Source organism: Cellulophaga sp. F20128 (genome assembly GCF_023015805.1).
In the GTDB taxonomy this organism is placed as follows: domain Bacteria; phylum Bacteroidota; class Bacteroidia; order Flavobacteriales; family Flavobacteriaceae; genus Cellulophaga.
The window spans coordinates 25,299-41,105 of record NZ_JALKBA010000010.1 but is presented as its reverse complement, the minus strand read 5'-3'; the positions used below and the strand labels follow the sequence as shown (position 1 = coordinate 41,105).

The 15,807-nt window shown below is 35.2% G+C and carries 17 protein-coding genes; 5 read left to right on the top strand and 12 right to left on the bottom strand.

The features are described 5' to 3' along the window. Nucleotides 1–240 precede the first annotated feature (240 nt). The 3 genes from MWU65_RS10990 to MWU65_RS10980 form a co-directional block, all read right to left on the bottom strand. Nucleotides 241–1,173, bottom strand: a complete 933-nt coding sequence (locus MWU65_RS10990) for a peptidylprolyl isomerase (RefSeq protein ID WP_247077932.1) — start codon at nt 1,171–1,173, stop codon at nt 241–243. An 81-nt stretch (nt 1,174–1,254) separates the two neighbouring features. Further along, nucleotides 1,255–2,649, bottom strand: coding sequence for a M28 family peptidase (locus MWU65_RS10985; protein WP_247077930.1), 1,395 nt, complete (start codon nt 2,647–2,649; stop codon nt 1,255–1,257). Between the two features lie 2 nt (nt 2,650–2,651). After that, nucleotides 2,652–3,530 (bottom strand): PPK2 family polyphosphate kinase, encoded by an 879-nt coding sequence (locus MWU65_RS10980; RefSeq protein WP_247077928.1) that lies wholly within the window; start codon nt 3,528–3,530, stop codon nt 2,652–2,654. Between the two features lie 176 nt (nt 3,531–3,706). Here MWU65_RS10980 and MWU65_RS10975 point away from each other — a divergent pair, with 176 nt between their 5' ends. Next, nucleotides 3,707–4,381, top strand: a complete 675-nt coding sequence (locus tag MWU65_RS10975; RefSeq protein ID WP_247077926.1) for a hypothetical protein — start codon at nt 3,707–3,709, stop codon at nt 4,379–4,381. 6 nt (nt 4,382–4,387) lie between these two features. On the opposite strand, the gene MWU65_RS10970 is transcribed toward MWU65_RS10975, so the two are convergent. Together MWU65_RS10970 and MWU65_RS10965 are read right to left on the bottom strand one after the other, a co-directional pair. Further along, nucleotides 4,388–4,915, bottom strand: a complete 528-nt coding sequence (locus tag MWU65_RS10970; protein WP_348646034.1) for an SRPBCC family protein — start codon at nt 4,913–4,915, stop codon at nt 4,388–4,390. Nucleotides 4,916–4,979: 64 nt separating this feature from the next. Beyond that, nucleotides 4,980–5,630, bottom strand: coding sequence for an RNA methyltransferase (locus tag MWU65_RS10965; protein WP_247077924.1), 651 nt, complete (start codon nt 5,628–5,630; stop codon nt 4,980–4,982). Nucleotides 5,631–5,683: 53 nt separating this feature from the next. On the opposite strand from MWU65_RS10965, the gene MWU65_RS10960 reads away from it, so the two are divergent. Beyond that, on the top strand, nt 5,684–6,379 hold the full coding sequence (locus MWU65_RS10960) for an NAD-dependent deacylase (protein WP_247077922.1): 696 nt from the start codon (nt 5,684–5,686) through the stop codon (nt 6,377–6,379). On the opposite strand, the gene MWU65_RS10955 is transcribed toward MWU65_RS10960, so the two are convergent. Then, nucleotides 6,342–6,815 carry a heme-binding domain-containing protein gene (locus MWU65_RS10955; protein WP_247077920.1) on the bottom strand — a complete coding sequence of 158 codons (474 nt, stop codon included), beginning with the start codon at nt 6,813–6,815 and terminating at the stop codon, nt 6,342–6,344. The genes MWU65_RS10960 and MWU65_RS10955 overlap by 38 nt on opposite strands. Before the next feature lie 35 nt (nt 6,816–6,850). On the opposite strand from MWU65_RS10955, the gene MWU65_RS10950 reads away from it, so the two are divergent. Both MWU65_RS10950 and purB read left to right on the top strand, forming a co-directional pair. Continuing rightward, nucleotides 6,851–7,411: an adenylosuccinate lyase gene (locus tag MWU65_RS10950; protein WP_247077918.1), complete on the top strand. Its 561-nt coding sequence runs from the start codon at nt 6,851–6,853 to the stop codon at nt 7,409–7,411. Nucleotides 7,412–7,544: 133 nt separating this feature from the next. Then, nucleotides 7,545–8,888 (top strand): adenylosuccinate lyase, encoded by a 1,344-nt coding sequence (purB, locus tag MWU65_RS10945; RefSeq protein WP_247077916.1) that lies wholly within the window; start codon nt 7,545–7,547, stop codon nt 8,886–8,888. Between the two features lie 78 nt (nt 8,889–8,966). Here purB and MWU65_RS10940 read toward each other — a convergent pair whose 3' ends face one another. The 5 genes from MWU65_RS10940 to MWU65_RS10920 all read right to left on the bottom strand — a co-directional run bounded on the left by MWU65_RS10940 (nt 8,967) and on the right by MWU65_RS10920 (nt 12,032). Further along, a complete protein-coding gene (locus MWU65_RS10940; protein ID WP_247078061.1) occupies nt 8,967–9,770 on the bottom strand; it encodes a mechanosensitive ion channel domain-containing protein in 804 nt (267 codons plus the stop codon). Between the two features lie 187 nt (nt 9,771–9,957). Continuing rightward, nucleotides 9,958–10,503, bottom strand: a complete 546-nt coding sequence (locus tag MWU65_RS10935; protein ID WP_247077914.1) for a DUF4252 domain-containing protein — start codon at nt 10,501–10,503, stop codon at nt 9,958–9,960. Between the two features lie 67 nt (nt 10,504–10,570). After that, nucleotides 10,571–11,107, bottom strand: coding sequence for a DUF4252 domain-containing protein (locus tag MWU65_RS10930; RefSeq protein WP_247077912.1), 537 nt, complete (start codon nt 11,105–11,107; stop codon nt 10,571–10,573). 9 nt (nt 11,108–11,116) lie between these two features. Beyond that, a complete protein-coding gene (locus tag MWU65_RS10925; protein ID WP_247077910.1) occupies nt 11,117–11,536 on the bottom strand; it encodes a hypothetical protein in 420 nt (139 codons plus the stop codon). Continuing rightward, nucleotides 11,523–12,032, bottom strand: a complete 510-nt coding sequence (locus MWU65_RS10920) for a sigma-70 family RNA polymerase sigma factor (RefSeq protein WP_247077908.1) — start codon at nt 12,030–12,032, stop codon at nt 11,523–11,525. Before MWU65_RS10920 ends, MWU65_RS10925 begins: the two co-directional genes overlap by 14 nt. A gap of 230 nt (nt 12,033–12,262) precedes the next feature. On the opposite strand from MWU65_RS10920, the gene MWU65_RS10915 reads away from it, so the two are divergent. Next, nucleotides 12,263–13,771 carry a S41 family peptidase gene (locus MWU65_RS10915; protein WP_247077906.1) on the top strand — a complete coding sequence of 503 codons (1,509 nt, stop codon included), beginning with the start codon at nt 12,263–12,265 and terminating at the stop codon, nt 13,769–13,771. Between the two features lie 102 nt (nt 13,772–13,873). Here the strand turns inward: MWU65_RS10915 and MWU65_RS10910 are convergent, their stop codons facing one another. Further along, nucleotides 13,874–15,730, bottom strand: coding sequence for a TonB-dependent receptor plug domain-containing protein (locus tag MWU65_RS10910; RefSeq protein WP_247077904.1), 1,857 nt, complete (start codon nt 15,728–15,730; stop codon nt 13,874–13,876). Nucleotides 15,731–15,807 lie beyond the last annotated feature (77 nt).

Genomic DNA, 15,807 nt, shown 5'->3' with positions numbered 1-15,807 from the left:
ATATGAACAAGTTAAAAAATATTGTAGGGTTTTTACCTCCTGAATTGTTTCATTAGTACACACCCTTAAATAACCGTATTAACCACAACATTATGATCGCTTTTTTTCTCATTTTATCTGTTCTAATTCTAGTGAACATCGTTCTTTTATCTGTAAGTGTAAATGGAGGTTTTCTATCAAAACCAAAAAACCCCTCTTTAGAAAAGAGAGGTCTTGAAAATAGTTATGCTTAAAGTGAACTTATTTAACGTTCATTAATTCAACATCAAAAATTAATGTCGCATCTGGTGGTATTACTCCACCTGCACCTGCGCTACCGTAAGCTAAGTTAGAAGGAATTACAAAACGTGCTTTGTCTCCTATCTCTAATAAACTTATACCTTCATCCCATCCAGGAATTACTTGGCCAACACCCAATTGAAAATCTATAGGCTCATTTCGCTTGTAAGACGAATCAAAAACTTGACCACTTGTTAAAGAACCCTCATAGTGCACAGAAACTGTTTTTCCGCTTTCCGCTTTGGCTCCTTTTCCTTTTTGAATAATTTTATAGCGTAATCCAGAGGCAGTTTCTTCAAAGCCAGCTGCTAATTTTTCCATTTCTGCTGCTGCTTTTGCTTTTTCTTCTGCTACTCTTTTTTCTCTTGAACCTTCAAAAGTTCTAAAAGCTTCAACTGCATTCCACCCTTCTGCTTCTGTTCCTACTCTAACAATTTCTATACTTTCAAGAGCATCGTCTTGTGCAACAGCATCTACAACTTCTTGACCATTTTCTACATGTCCAAAAACAGTATGCTTATTATCCAACCAAGGAGTTGCGATGTGAGTTATAAAAAACTGACTTCCATTGGTACCAGGGCCTGCGTTTGCCATAGACAATACGCCTGGTTTAGAATGGGTAAGTTCTGGATGAAATTCATCGTCAAATTTATAACCTGCATCTCCAGTACCTGTACCAAGTGGACAACCACCTTGAATCATAAAATCTGGAATTACCCTATGAAATTTTAATCCATTGTAATACGGTGTCCCTTGTGGTTTTACCGAGTTTTCTAAATTTCCTTCAGCCAAAGCAACAAAGTTACCAACTGTACCTGGTGTTTTATCGTGAGTTAATTTTACTAAAATTTCACCTTTAGTAGTATTGAATTTTGCGTAAATTCCGTCTTGCATATCGCTTATTTTTTATGAGCCGCAAAGATAAGGAATTGTTTTTTGTTGTAAAAAGTTTAGTTGTTTATCCGCATCCAACAATTAACCTTTTATCTTTTTTGGAGGCACAATACCATATTTATCAAACAGATAAACCAAACTGGCCATCGTTGCGGCACCAAGTTCCAACTCTCTTTTATTAACGTGCTCAAACGTATCATTGGCGGCATGGTGGTGGTCAAAATAACGTTGAGAATCTGGTCTAAGTCCCGCCAATACCATATTTGGATTTTTTAAAGGTCCAATATCTGCCCCGCTACCTCCTTTTTCAAACAAATGAATTAAATAAGGTTCAAACAATTTTTTCCATTCTTGAATCCGATCAAAATTAGCTTCAGAACTATCAAAAGAAAAACCTCTTGGTGAAAATCCACCGGCATCGCTTTCTAAGGCAAATATGTGGTTCTCTTTTTTATTTTTGGCAACCTCAGCGTATTTACTTCCACCGCGCAAACCATTTTCTTCGTTCATGAATAAAACCACACGTATTGTTCTCTTTGGAACATATCCAGAGGCTTTTATTAACCGAAGAACATCCATGCTTTGAACACAACCTGCACCATCATCATGCGACCCATCGCCTAAGTCCCAAGAATCCAAATGTCCTCCAACGAGAATAATCTCATTAGGATACATACTCCCTTTTATCTCCCCGACCACATTATACGATTGCACATCTTCTAATTGCCTGCAATTTTGTTTAAAGTAAAACTTAGTTTTAGGGTTTAAATGAAGGGAAGTGGACAATAAATCTGCCCCTTTTGTACTTATAGCTGCTGCGGGAATCCTATTCTTTACGGGAGTATCTCCATAACTCATAGCCCCGGTGTGCGGGTAATCATCCAAACGCAGATTTACAGAGCGAACTATAACGCCAATTGCTCCTAATTTTCCAGCCTCTGCAGCCCCGGAATACCTTTGATCTACACAGCCCCCGTAAGCGGTAAACGTAACGATCTCCGTTGGATCCATTGGTCTGTTAAAAAATACAATTTTTCCTTCTATCTTTTCTCTTCCCAAACGTGCTAAATCATCTATTCCCTGTACTTCAACAACATTGGCGTTAATACCTAAAGCTGGTGTTGCCACAGAACCACCCAGTGCACAAATAGGTACCGTAACGGCTGTACCGTCTTCGGTAACAATTTTAGCACTTTCAGGCAAACCTCTAACCCATTTAGGAACCATTACAGGCTGCAACCAAACACGGTCTACCCCCAAATCCTCCAACTCCTTTTTTGTATAATCAACTGCCATTTGCGCTTCTACCGAACCAGACAACCTACCACCTATTTGATTTGAAATATGATTTAGCCAATCGTAGGCCATCCCATCCGTTAAGGCCATATCATAAATTGACTTCATTTGTTTTTCATCTGCGGATTGTGAAAAACCCAGGGTACTTAATAAAAGGAATAGTATGCTTAATTTTTTCATTTTTATTCTGATTCTAATTGGTTTTTATATTCTTCTAGGTTCACCTGTATTTTATGGTCTAACTCTGGCTCTTTAATGTCTGTGTATTTTTTTAGCTCTTGTAATAAGATGGAAGCTACAATAACACGTGCACCGTTTTTATTATCTGCAGGAACAATATACCACGGTGCTTTAGGTTTTGAGGTTCTAGTAATGGCATCTTTATAACATTCTTGGTACTTATCCCACAACTTCCGCTCCTTTAAGTCGCCCGGAGAAAACTTCCAATTTTTCTCTTTTAAGGCCAACCTACGCAATAAACGTTGGCGTTGTTCTTCTTTTGAGACATTTAAAAAGAATTTAAAAATTAAGGTACCATTGTCTGCAATATGCTTTTCAAATGCATTTATTTGTTCAAATCTTTTTGCCCAAAATTCGTCCGTAATATCCGCAACACTATGTACTCCAGGTATGTGCTCATTCATAATATACTCTGGATGCACACGGGTCACCAATACATTTTCGTAATGCGTTCTATTGAATACTCCAAATTTACCTTTTGCGGGTAAGGCAATATAATGGCGCCATAAATAATCATGCTTTAATTCTAGCTCCGTAGGAACCTTAAAACTATAAACCACAACACCGCGGGCATTAAAGTCTTTAAAAACTTCACGAATAAGGCTATCCTTCCCTGCTGTATCCATTCCTTGTAAACAAATTAAAACACTATATTTTCCGTGTGCATAGAGGGTGTCCTGGAAATCTCCAAGTTCCTCACGAATGTCTTCTAATTCTTTTTTTAACTTCTTATCAGACTGTCCAAAATTTTCATTGGTGATAGCACTACTAATATTTGTACCCTTATCTACCTTATACTCTTTTATATCTACTTTACGCACCGCTATTATTTTGGGTTATTAAAAGTTTGAATATACCTTTTTTTGATTATTTGATCACTAAAAAGGTAGGTTAATAGACTTTTTTGCCTATTCAACGAATATAAAAGGTATTTTATCAGTTTCCTAGTATCTTGTACTTTCGTTTGTATTTAAGGACCTCCCAAATCTGTCCTGTTATGAAGAAAAAGACTACATTTTTACTCCTACTGGTAATTGTATTACAGTTGTATTCCTTTAAAGAGAATACAGCCTGTGACGTACTGAATTCAAACTTAGGATACGCTATAAAGCAAGCGACGAATGCAGAAAATGCTCCTACCTTAAACACCTTAAAATATTATACTTATAAGGCTGTTAACACCTTGCAAAAATTAGACACAAAAATAGATGATTGTGGATGTCAAAGTGCAGAAACCATCATTCTTAAAGGACTTACATTATTAAAAAATGTAACCCAATCAGCATCCATTGCGACGGCGAAATCAATGCTTTCACAAGCAAAAAAAGATATTTCCATAAGCATAGACTCAATAACAGCATACAGTTTAAATAACAAATACAGCCCTGAAAATAACAATTCAGGAACCATTGTTAACCAAACTGCGTCGCAAAACAAATTACTCTACGCTAAAATTGATAGTATTTTGGTTCCTTTTGAGGAATCGATGACTACAATACTCAATACAGATAATTGCAAAGAAGGGTATAAGATTGCCCTTTCAATTTTTGAAAAAAGCGAAGGAAAGTTGTTGCATGCTGAATTGACTGAAGCTAAAAGGTATTACCATCTAAGAACAAAAGAAATAGCAAAAAACACCTTGGATGCTTTGACAGATTGTGCAAACAAATAAGCTTCCCTAATTTTCTAATATTTTTTTTAATTCGGCAAGGCCCTCTTCAAAATCCTTACCAACGGCCTTATCCATATTCATAAATAACATAAATACATTCATAGGAAATACATTTTTACCTGAAAAACCCCAACTTACTTTGGTTCTATTTTCGGCAACAGGATACACCTTAAAATAACAATTGGAATTAGATCTAAAAGGTTTTAAAAACCGCAATTCTCCATCTATCCGTTCGTTTCTAACCACGGCAGTTATTTCTTGTTCTCCTTCACCTACTTCTTTATTACCGTTCCAATAACTTACAAACCCCACGGCACCGTCTTCACCCGTATATTTTCGGGCCATATCAGGGTCTTTCTTTGCCCAAGGCGACCAAATTTCTTGATTTTTGACGTATTTAAGATATTCAAAAACATCTTCTGTTGAACGAGCGATATCCACGGTTCTATATACTTCGTAGTTTTTCGGGGCTACAACAGCTAAAATAAAGACTAGAATTACTAATCCTATTAGAATATAAACAGCTAGCATCATTGGTTTATAGTTTAGTTGGTGCTTCAATTTACAAAATAATACTTGTAAAAAATGCTTTCTACCCCTATTTATAGTACCTCATCAAAATTTCATCAATACTTTTTATGGATTTTTTGGTCCAATCCAGTCTTTTATTTAGTTTCTCTTCCTCTGAAAGTTGCCACTTTAAATTTGTTTTTTTCAACTTAACGGTTAAGTCTTGTAAAATTATTGCCGCAGATACTGAAATGTTTAAACTTTCGCTAAAACCTACCGTTGGGACTTTAACAAAACCATCTGCCTTATCTAACACTTCCTGACTTAATCCACTTCGCTCAGTTCCAAAAAAAAGTGCTACTTTTTCATCAATCACAAAATCGTCCAATAAAAACGAATCGGTATGTGGAGAGCTTGCAATAATTTTATATCCTTTAGCCTTCAATTCATCAATACATGCCGCTGTCGTGTCATACCTAGGTGTATCTATCCATTGCTCTGCCCCCATAGCTATGTTTTTATCTAAGCGCTCACTATATTTGCTTTCTATTAAATGGGCCGTCTGCACCCCAAAGGCATCACAACTGCGTACAACAGCACTGGTGTTATGCAATTGAAAAACATCCTCAATGGCCACCGTTATAAAATTGGTCCTGTTTTCCAAGACTTCTATAAACCGTTCTTTTCGCTCAGGGCTAATAATATTTTCTAGATATTTTAGGAGTTGCTCATCTATCATAAACCGAATATAAAAAGAAAAGTTTAATTTTATAAAAATTGAAAACTGTGCAAATGAAGCAAAACATTGTAATACTTACTGGAGCTGGTATTAGCGCTGAAAGTGGAATAAAGACGTTCAGAGATGACAATGGCCTTTGGGAAGGATATGATGTAATGCAAGTTGCATCGCCAAAAGGCTTTGCAGACAACCCAGCCCTAGTATTGAATTTTTACAATCAGCGAAGAAAACAGCTATTAGCAGTAGAACCAAATAATGCCCATCTCGCCTTAACCAAGCTAGAAGCGCAATACAATGTGACCATTATTACTCAAAATGTGGATGACCTTCATGAACGTGCCGGCAGCACCAATGTGATACACCTACATGGAGAACTCTTAAAGGCACGCTGTACTAAAAATGAATTGGTTGTACTACCCTGGAAAAAAGAATTGGTTTTGGGTGATTTAAGCCAACATGGCCATCAGCTAAGACCCCATATTGTTTGGTTTGGGGAAGAAGTTCCTTTACTAGAAAAAGGGGCTCAAATAACACAACAAGCAGATATACTAATAATTATAGGTACCTCCATGCAAGTTTATCCAGCGGCAAGCTTGGTACACTATGTAAAACAAAACACGCCCATTTATTTTATAGATCCCCAACCTAAAATTAGGGCCAGCGAATTTAACAACCTCAGTATACTTTCCAAAACTGCTGTTGTTGGCGTTCCTATTCTGGTTGCTGACCTAATTGGTAAAGCAATCTAGTTTTTTTAGCCCAGTCTATTACAGCAGCAACTTGTGCTTCTGAAAGTTTGGCCTCATTGTGTGTCCAGGTATATTCTTGCAATGGCATTTCTCCTTCTCCAACCATTTCTATCACTTCCTCAAGCTTATGATCTTTTTTCTTTGCAGAATACGTCTCCCATTCTGAAAAATTTAAATGTTTCTTTCCGTCTTTAATATGATCTGCCAACCAATAAGAAACGGGGGCTATATTGTTATACCAAGGGTATGAGGTAGTATTACTATGACAGTCAAAACAACTACTTTCAAAGATGTTTTGCAGTTCCGCAGAAGGATTAGTTTCTGTCAAAAAGGCCGTTTTTAAATCGGTTTCTGCGCTGTTTTTATCAGGTCTATAAAATTGCATTGCAATTAAAACAAGCAATAACGCAACTAGAATTTTTTTTAGTATTTTCATCGTTCTAAATTTACAACTGCAAAATACAAATTTTTGTGACGAAATCAGCATTATACGAACGGCTTGTAAGTGGCGTAAATCACTCTAGAGAGAAAAGACAGGAAATCTCCGACCTAATTTTAGATCAACCCCTGTTAATGCCACTGTTATTGGAATTAGTTTTTAAGGTAAAAGATCCTATTTCTTGTAAGGCTGCTTGGGTGATGGAATTTACAGTAAAACAAGACATAACTATATTATTCCCGGTCCTAAATGATTTCACCAAAGGTCTGCATACATTAACTTTAGAGTCTAGTATTAGGCCCAATGCAAAAATTTGCGAAATACTTATTCTTCAATACTACGCGAAACAAGAGAACATTATTCAATCTGTAGTAAAAAAACAGCATTTGGAAGATATTACAACGGCCTGTTTTGATTGGCTTATTGGCGACCATAAGGTGGCGGCACAAGCGTATTCAATGACCAGTTTATTACTATTGGGAAGAACATTCCCTTGGATACATCCAGAACTACGAATAATATTGGAACAGAACTATGCTACAGGAACCGCTGCATATAAAGCCAGAGCCAGAATGACATTGGCTAAATTATAATAGTGCCATACTATAATTTTCAACTTTATTCTCAGTTATAATACGATTTAAACGATAGATAAACTAAGAAACGCTTAAACAAAGTTTAACTTTTGACTATCTTTGCAGCTTTTAAAAATCAATACAAAAACAGATGTCTTTAAATCAATTAAATGCCATTTCTCCTATAGACGGAAGATACAGAAACAAAGTAGAAGCCTTAGCTCCTTTTTTTTCTGAAGAAGCATTAATAAAATACAGAGTTCGGGTAGAAATTGAATACTTTATTGCGCTTTGCGAGATTCCCTTGCCGCAATTGGAATCTTTTGATTCGGCTTTGTTTGAAAGTTTACGGTCTATTTATACTAATTTTTCTACGGAAGATGCAATAGCCATTAAAGAGATTGAAAAAGTAACAAACCACGATGTAAAAGCTGTTGAATACTTTATTAAGAAGGAATTTGACAAACTTGGTTTAGAAAAATACAAAGAATTTATTCACTTCGGATTAACCTCACAAGATATTAACAATACTGCTATTCCGCTTTCTATAAAGGAAGCTATGAATGAAGTGTATGTACCTATGTATTTTGATGTATTAGAGAAGCTTGAAGAATTAGTTGTAGAATGGGCTGAAATTCCGATGCTGGCTAGAACCCACGGGCAACCTGCCTCTCCTACCCGTTTGGGTAAAGAGATCGCTGTTTATGCAACCCGTCTTAAAGAGCAATTTAATTTATTAAATGACATTCCTAGCGCTGCAAAATTTGGTGGAGCTACCGGAAATTTCAATGCACATAAAGTGGCCTACCCGTCTATAGATTGGAGAGCCTTTGGACAAAATTTTGTACAAGAAAAATTAGATTTACAACATTCATTTCCTACAACACAAATAGAGCACTATGACCATATGGCTGCCTTATTTGACAATGTAAAACGCATCAATACCATACTCATAGATTTAAATAGGGATTTCTGGACCTATGTTTCTATGGATTATTTTAAACAAAAAATTAAGGCAGGAGAGGTAGGATCTTCGGCTATGCCACATAAGGTAAACCCGATAGATTTTGAAAATTCAGAAGGAAACTTAGGGATAGCCAATGCTATTTTTGAGCATTTATCTGCCAAATTACCGGTTTCTAGATTGCAAAGAGATTTAACAGACAGTACAGTATTAAGAAATGCTGGCGTACCTTTTGCACATACTGTAATTGCTTTTGGATCTACCTTAAAAGGATTGAATAAATTATTGCTCAACAAAGAAAAGTTTGAGCAGGATTTAGAAAATAATTGGGCAGTAGTAGCAGAAGCTATACAAACAATTTTAAGACGTGAGGCATACCCTAACCCTTACGAAGCCTTAAAAGGACTAACGAGAACCAACGAAAAAATAAACCAACAATCTATTGCTAATTTTATAAACACTTTGGAGGTTTCTGATGCTATTAAAACAGAATTAAAAGCGATAACCCCAAGCAATTATACAGGTATCTAATACACCTTTTACAATTGTAGAAGTTAAAAACATAAAAAAGACCGCTAGTTAGCGGTCTTTTTTTAGGTTAGCGTTGTATTACTTATTTATTTGCACCTCATGTGGGTAAGGAATTTCAATACCTGCCTTGTCTAACGCTATTTTACTACCTTCTATGGTCGCAAAAAATACGTCCCAATAATCTTCCGGTTTACAAAATGGGCGTACAACCAAATTAACAGAACTATCTGCCAATTCTGATACATTTACAGAGGGTACAGGATCCTGTAAAACCTTAGGGTTAGCAGTTAAAACCTCTAACAATACTATTTTAGCTTTTTGTAAATCTTCACCATAACCAATCCCTACCGTAGTGTCCACACGAATTTTACCTTCAGCAGTATAATTAATGATATTCCCATTAGACATTGCTCCATTTGGCACAATAGCCAATTTATTTTGAGGAGTAATTAATTTGGTTGTAAAAATTTCAATCTCTTTTACTTGTCCCAAAACACCTTGGGCTTCAATTAAATCTCCAATTTTATAGGGTTTAAAAATCATAATTAAAACGCCTCCCGCAAAATTCCCCAAAGAGCCCTGTAACGACAAACCAATTGCTAAACCAGCTGCAGCTATTACAGCAGCAAAACTTGTTGTTTCTACTCCTAAAGCTCCAATAACAGTAATTACTAAAAAGATTTTGAGTGCCCACCCAACCAGATTCATTAAAAATTTTTGTAGCGACTCGTCATAATTACTTTTGGCCATCATTTTTCTGGATGCCCCAACAATCTTTTTAATAACCCAGGAACCAATGATGAAAATTAAAATTGCCTTTAAAACAGGAAATCCATAAGTCTCAATATAACTCATGGCTCCTTCCCAATTTAGGTTACCCATAAAATCTGTACTTGTAGCGGCTGTGTCTACAGCGTCTTGTAAGGTCATAATATTGTTTATTTTTAGTTAATGTTGCCTACAAGATAAAACAATTTGATGATATGAAATTATTGCGTTTTTTTCTTAAAGAAAACCCCACCCTTGATTGCTCAAAAGTGGGGTTTACATTATAATCTTGTTATTTTATTTATTGACCAAAAACACTTCCAAGATCCTTGAGCGCCCCTTCATTGATATCCGATTTCTCCATAGCTCTAATTAATTGGCCCAAATGTGCCGGATTCATATCATTGCCGATAACACGAATTAAAGCAAAACCCTTCTTGTCTGTATGTCCGTAAATTATAACTTCATCTATAGCATCTTCATTACCAATATACTTCACTACGCCTTTGGCAAATTTTGAATTAATTTTCATTAATTGGGTAAACTTCTTATTGTTTAAAATAGAATTCACCTTAAGCTTCTCCGCATTGTAAGAGGCACTGTTCTCTCCTGTTTTTTTAAATGCCAAAACATTTAATTTTTTTATGGATTCCACTGCTTTCTTCTCTTCAACTGTTAAATTTTCACTTGCAATATTTAAAATACTTGAAGGAATATCAAAAGATAAGAAATTAGAGTTTTCGCTACTATCTACGTAGTACTCTTGTAGACTCTGGCTAGATGAACAACTGGCTAGAGACACAACTAAAAGCAAGGCTACCGCTATATTTTTAATGTTATTTTTCATTATTATAGGTTTTTAGAATTGTTAAAAAAGTAGATTAGAAAGCTTTTTCAGAGCTACCTTAGTACTCTTATTTTTGGTTAACCTTATTTAATTCATCAGGTAAATTCATTTTCTTAGTAAATGAACTTATCTTATTTAGGTCAATATCACCCGTAATGGATAACAATACAGTTTCTATTTTTCGGCTATCAAAATTTACATCTTGAATACCACTAATAAACATCAATAACTCACTTACGTGGTCTGCATCTTTCCCATTTTTTATATAAAACTTAATATTCGCTTGCTTGTCCTTAACACGCATTAACTCTTCTAAAGATGCCGATTTTAAATAAGACTTCACCGCCGAATACATATCTGCTCCTATGGCTTTATCTTCTGTAATAAACACTTTTAAGCTGTTGGTGCTTTTAGCAATGTCAATAAAATCTTGTGTTTCTTTATCGTCTACTTCAACATCAATTTTAGTTAACAGGTTAAACATACTTTTATTAATGACTACGGAAGTCACATTATCTAAGTCTTCAAACTTATCAAACAGAGACTGTGAAAACCCTGAGAATGGCAATGCAGCTATAACTGCTATCATTATTATTTTTTTCATAATTTAATTTTAATTGTTCGTGTAAATTTTGTTTGTCGTTTCTTCTAATTTTCCAAGGTACACCAGCTTCTCTGTTCCTTTATTTAAATTTTGAGCAATAAGTTGAAATGCTTTTTCTGTTTCATTTAAAACATATTCTGCTTGTTTTTGCTCTTGGTAATCCTTACCAAAATAAATGCCAAATACTAAAACTGCTACAGCTGCTACGGATAACCATTTGTAATTACTTTTTCTAGGTTTTAATGGTACCTGCTTGGTAAACTGTTCTTCTTTGGCCATAGAAAAATACTGAAACATAGTTGTGTATTCTTTTAAATGAGGTGCTATATCTCCCTTTAAAAAATAAGTGCGTAATGTTTCTTCTTCAGCAACCGTCGTGGTAGCTTCCAAATACTTTTCTAATAACTTTTCTATATTATGCAATTCCATAATTGTGTTTTTCCATTAATTTCTCTCTGACTGTTTTTCTAGCTCTTGACAACGCTACTCGTACGGCAACTGGTGTCATTTCTAGTAATTTTCCTATTTCATCAAAATCATATTGCTCTATATCTCGCAATTGCAATGCCATCTTTTGATTCTCTGGTAGACTCTCCATAATTTTTTCTACCCAACTCACGCTATCCTTTACTTCTACTTGTGTTTGTAAAGACGCATTTGTATCGGTATAATTACTATGTACCAACTTTAAATTGCTTGCTTGTTTCGATTTTAATCGGTCTAAGCAAAAATTCTTGGTCATGGTCATAGCAAACGCCTCCACATTGTCATAGCTCTTCATACGATCATTTTTAGACCATAGTTTCAACAGTATTTCTTGCGTTGCATCTTCCGCTTCTTCTGTGGAAACAAGCAACCTTTTTGCTAACCTAAAAAGCTTGTCCTTAAAAGGCAAGACCACATTAAGAAATTCTGTTTGTTTCATTGTTTAGTTTGGTTGTTGTAAAACCCAATACTAAGGGTTCTATTAGCAAGACGAAGTATAACGAATTTTGTTACAAATAATTTTTTATTCTTAAAGTTGTTAGTATTTTTCACACTAAAAAACCGACTTAACTTAAATTACGTATATCTATATACAAGTAGCGCTACTTTACAAATGGAATGATAATTGCAATTACCAATTATACACCTGTTCTAAATTAAAAAAATACTATGAAAAAAACTGTATATCTTTTATCTGGGCTGATTTTATTTTTATCTGCCTGCAACAAGAATGACGACGATGGTGATACTTCTGGAGATGTTGCATTGAAGAGCGAAGTAAATAAATTTATCTGGGACGGATTAAACTATTGGTATTATTGGCAGCCAAATGTAGACGCTTTGGCGGATACCAAGGATGATGATGTTAATAGTTTTAATACCTATTTAAATAGTTACAACTCCTCAGAAGACCTTTTTGATGCACTTGTATACAGCAGTAAGGACGATTTTTCTTGGTATATAGACGATGTTGCTGAGCAATTAAATAGCTTCAACGGGATTAGCAAATCCTATGGTATAACACGAGGACCATTTGTACAAGTGAGTGGTACCACTAACGTTGTTCAGGTAGTTGCATATACTACTCCTGATTCTCCAGCTGCAATTGCTGGAATTAAAAGAGGCGATATTATTTCTAAGATTGACGGAACAATATTAACTACAGAAAACTATCTGTTAATCAACAATCTGTATACAGAAGAAAACATAAGCTTAGGTTTTGCAACCGTCTCTGAAGACAATACCATTACACAAACGACAGAAAAATCTATTACGGCGGCAACGATATCTGAAAACCCGGTACATTTTACAAGCGTTATTGAAGAAGGTGGGAAAAAAATTGGCTATTTGGTATACAATGGTTTTCGCGGCACCTATAACGGGGAATTAAACGATGTTTTTGGCGAATTTAAAGCGGCAGGAATAGACGAGCTTATTTTAGATTTTAGGTATAACGGAGGAGGTTCAGTACTAACATCGGCCTTGCTAGCAAGTATGATAGATGGAGGTGCCCCAGCAGAAAGTAATGCCGCTATTTTTGCAAAACTAACTTATAATTCAAAGCGTAATGCTTCAAACGGGTCTTTATATCCATTTTTTGATGAAGTCTATTTATACAACAAAGCTACAGGAGATTATGACGGTACAACAGCGATGAATAGACTAAGTGATATTACCAAATTGTATGTTATTACTACTGGAAAAACGGCTTCGGCAAGTGAAATGATTATTAACGGATTAAGACCTTATATGCCGGTAACTACCATTGGAGAAACTACCGTAGGTAAGAACGAAGGTTCTATTACCGTAGTTGATGCTCCAAATATTGGCACCGACAATCCGTACACAAATGCAGACAATAGAAGCACAAAACACACTATAGGGATGCAGCCTATTGTTTTTCAAATATTTAACACCAATGATGAAAATGACTACAATGACGGTTTTACTCCTAAGACTGAGGTAATAGAATGGCATTATTACAAAGGAATTAAAGCTTTTGGTGATTCGGATGAACCATTATTACGTGCCACCTTAGATGATATATTGGGTACCTCTAGTAAATTTAATTTGCTTGCAGATAAAAATGCGACCGCCATAGAAGCCGGTGTAAAAACACCTAAATTTAGTAATGAAATGTATATTATGCCCAATGATATTAAGCCCTGGGAGCAGTAAAATAATTTGATCAAAAAAAAGGGAGTGCTAATAAGTTAGCGCTCCCTTTTTTTTTTATACATAACAAGTAGGTATCATTATTTTTAACAACGACTTGTAGTCTTATAAACTTAGATTTAAACCCAATCTAAAGTTTCTTCCTTTTGTTGTAAATCCTAAAATTTCTGTATATTTTTCATTCAATAAATTGCTTGCATTCACAAAAACAGTCAACTTATTAGCAATAAGTTTATGTGCAAAGTAAAAATCTAATAATGTATATGCGTGCAAGTTGACATCTGTAGCTGGAAAGGTAGCAAAATCAGAATCTGATCTATTACCAACCATGGCGTAGTTTAAAGATGCATTTGTTTTATCAGAAAAATTATAATTGGCATATCCATTTACCTTATGTTTGGGTAAACGAATACCACTATCTCCTTCTCTTTCTGTAAATGTATAGTTAGCACCAAAATTAAGCGCTGCTATTGGTGTATAATCTAACTCTATTTCTACCCCCTTAGCGTGTACTGTATTGGCTGCATTATCATAGCCAGTTGCGCCATAAAAAACAAAATTCTCTTCTTTTCTATTAAAGTATAAAGCACTTACTCGTAATTTATCATTTGTTACATACTCCAATCCACCTTCTACGGTAAGGTCTTCTTCAGGGTTTAAATCCGGATTGGCACCAAAATTACCAAACAATTGATTTAAGCTTGGAGTAATATAAGAAGTAGCATAAGACCCTAACAATTTCACATACCCATTATCATTTTTCAAAGTAAAAGAGGGATTAAAATTATATACAAAATGAGATCCATACTCAGAGTGATTGTTAAAACGAGCCCCTACATTTAGATTCAATCCAAAATCAGAAACATAGACAACATTAGCGTAAGGATCTACAATAGAAAAATCTTGTGTAGCCACATATTCTGTTTCGTCATGAATATAATTCACTCCCAAAATAGTATAAAAAGCATTGTTAAAATTGTATTTATTATAAACATCAACTACACTATTTTTTCCCTCGTAAGCACTTGGAAAGGCTGATATATTTTCTGAACTATACTCACTAAATGCTCCATTTAATACAATTGATCCATTAGTATAAGTGAAAATAGATGACAAGCCTGCTCTTTTTTGTTCACTGATAAACTCGTAGGGCGCATCTATCATTCCAAAAGACTCATCATACGCACCATTGTTTTTGGTTTGATTACCATAAACATTAACCGAAAATTTATCAGAAAAAGCATAGCCTAAGTTTACATTGGTACTATAGTTTGAAAAATCATCTTTTTCATTAGCCGGTGTAACTAAAGCAGACAACCCATTGGAATATCTATTTGAAAAACCCAATGTATAGGTAAACTTAGTCACAGTACCACTTATTAAAGCGCTATTCGCAAAATCGTTTACATCATAATTTTGAGCTTCTACGGTTTGGTTGGTACCTACACTAGACTGAAAATTAGCAGAGATGCTCGCTTTGGAAGCCGTTTTAGTTGTAATACTAATCACGGCAGTTGCTGCATTTGTTCCGTAAAGCGTACTTGCGGCTCCTTTAATAATTTCAATAGATGCTATACTTGCTACTGAAAGCAATCTTAAATCGTACTCTTGACCCACTGATGATGGGTCTGACACACGCACACCATCAATAACAATTAACACCTGCCTTCCTCTACCACCACGGGCATACACCCCTAATACAGCACCTTCTCTGCTGGTAGTACCTGCTATTGAAAAGCCACTTTTTGCATTAATGATTTCGGCTACTGTTTTGCCTTGACTTCTTTCTAATTCTTCTGCTGTAATTTTTAGTACTGTCTTACCAGAGTTCTCCCTTTTTAGGGCAAAACGAGAATCACTAACCACAACTTCGTCTAATTGTTGAATTGTAGCTTGTTCTTGTGCCATAACACTAGTGCACGCCATTGCAGCTGCACATAAACCAATAAAATTTTTGTTCATTTTGTTTAATTCATAAACGGGAGTAGAAATCAGATAGATTCCTTCGTATGTCTGTACACACACGTAAAACTTTTATC

Coding starts and splice junctions, on each gene's coding strand:
- MWU65_RS10990 (WP_247077932.1), bottom strand. CDS start 1,173: ATGCAAGACGGAATTTACGCAAAATTCAATACTACTAAAGGTGAAATT.
- MWU65_RS10985 (WP_247077930.1), bottom strand. CDS start 2,649: ATGAAAAAATTAAGCATACTATTCCTTTTATTAAGTACCCTGGGTTTT.
- MWU65_RS10975 (WP_247077926.1), top strand. CDS start 3,707: ATGAAGAAAAAGACTACATTTTTACTCCTACTGGTAATTGTATTACAG.
- MWU65_RS10970 (WP_348646034.1), bottom strand. CDS start 4,915: ATGATGCTAGCTGTTTATATTCTAATAGGATTAGTAATTCTAGTCTTT.
- MWU65_RS10965 (WP_247077924.1), bottom strand. CDS start 5,630: ATGATAGATGAGCAACTCCTAAAATATCTAGAAAATATTATTAGCCCT.
- MWU65_RS10960 (WP_247077922.1), top strand. CDS start 5,684: ATGAAGCAAAACATTGTAATACTTACTGGAGCTGGTATTAGCGCTGAA.
- MWU65_RS10955 (WP_247077920.1), bottom strand. CDS start 6,815: ATGAAAATACTAAAAAAAATTCTAGTTGCGTTATTGCTTGTTTTAATT.
- purB (WP_247077916.1), top strand. CDS start 7,545: ATGTCTTTAAATCAATTAAATGCCATTTCTCCTATAGACGGAAGATAC.
- MWU65_RS10940 (WP_247078061.1), bottom strand. CDS start 9,770: ATGGGTAACCTAAATTGGGAAGGAGCCATGAGTTATATTGAGACTTAT.
- MWU65_RS10935 (WP_247077914.1), bottom strand. CDS start 10,503: ATGAAAAATAACATTAAAAATATAGCGGTAGCCTTGCTTTTAGTTGTG.
- MWU65_RS10930 (WP_247077912.1), bottom strand. CDS start 11,107: ATGAAAAAAATAATAATGATAGCAGTTATAGCTGCATTGCCATTCTCA.
- MWU65_RS10925 (WP_247077910.1), bottom strand. CDS start 11,536: ATGGAATTGCATAATATAGAAAAGTTATTAGAAAAGTATTTGGAAGCT.
- MWU65_RS10920 (WP_247077908.1), bottom strand. CDS start 12,032: ATGAAACAAACAGAATTTCTTAATGTGGTCTTGCCTTTTAAGGACAAG.
- MWU65_RS10915 (WP_247077906.1), top strand. CDS start 12,263: ATGAAAAAAACTGTATATCTTTTATCTGGGCTGATTTTATTTTTATCT.
- MWU65_RS10910 (WP_247077904.1), bottom strand. CDS start 15,730: ATGAACAAAAATTTTATTGGTTTATGTGCAGCTGCAATGGCGTGCACT.